Annotated in this window: 1 protein-coding gene; it reads right to left on the bottom strand. The window is 56.3% G+C overall.

What is annotated here, in order from left to right:
* Positions 1-675: hypothetical protein (locus DWU98_RS21570; RefSeq protein ID WP_147293420.1), on the bottom strand; the 675-nt coding region annotated here is incomplete at its 3' end.
* Between the last annotated feature and the right edge of the window lie 355 nt (positions 676-1,030).

Raw genomic sequence — 1,030 nt, 5'->3', positions numbered from 1 at the left:
TCGATACGCCATCACGGTCGACCATTTATCCGGGGTATCCATCAGGATTGGGTAGTGCCCGCTATTGATGAGTCGGATCGACACGAGGAATTTGCTCCTCAACCTCTCGACACTCAGCACCTCGACATCAAGCCGGACTAATGCACGGCTTTCAGGTAGATATGCATTTCGTGTTCTCATAAAGAAATCAACGGCCGCATCAAACAATTCACGCGGTAACTGATAGGTCGGCCCCTGATAGCGCAGGAGTTCGCCATTCCGCAGGCACTCAACGGCATACAGCGTAGGCGGGTCGATTCTGGGCACTTCGCTCCTAGGCCCTGCCACAACCGCCTCGCAAAGCTGGCGGTGAATGTCATGCGCCAGTTTGCGATCCTCAGGTGAAAGCCTGGCGTCGAAGATACCCACGCCATGCAGATTCATATCCTCGATCGTATCGAATCGCTCAATGCGGAGTTTCCCGGGAAGCCGCACGCTTACGGTATTCATGCCGTAGTTCATGCCACCCAGTCCGTAGACGCCAAAACCCTCACCAGTGCCACCAACATTGAGCTCGTTGTCCGCTGCATTAACCCGAACATTCGACATCGTCACTACTCCAAGGAACATAAACACCGCGACCACGAAACGCGCGGGTAGACTGCGCGCCTTGCATGCCGATTTATTCCGATGCATAACCAATTCTCCATTTCCTGTGCGTCAACGTGCAGAAGTGCCGCCGGACATATTCGAGGTAGTACGGTTGCACCAGCGCGTTCGGTGCGGCATCGCTCTGCGTGGAGAGACGCTTATTCGCGCCATATCCCATCACGTTGTCGGCAGAGCGCATCTGCCTGACCGGTTGCCCCGTGAAGCGCACGCACGCCTCGAAATAGCGCATCGTTCGGTGGCACTACGGCATGCTCATACCCCAATCCATTCCCAGATCACCATATCGCGCCCACCCTCGCTGATCACTCGTGACGGCGGCAGCGGCTCGCCTGCGCGCCTGCGAATCACTTCACTCAAGCCATCGTCGTAGGAAACGATC

This window comes from Dyella monticola, from assembly GCF_003363155.1.
Classification (GTDB): domain Bacteria; phylum Pseudomonadota; class Gammaproteobacteria; order Xanthomonadales; family Rhodanobacteraceae; genus Dyella_B; species Dyella_B monticola.
The sequence above is the reverse complement of the archived record's forward strand: the minus strand, read 5'-3'. Positions and strand labels throughout refer to the sequence as shown.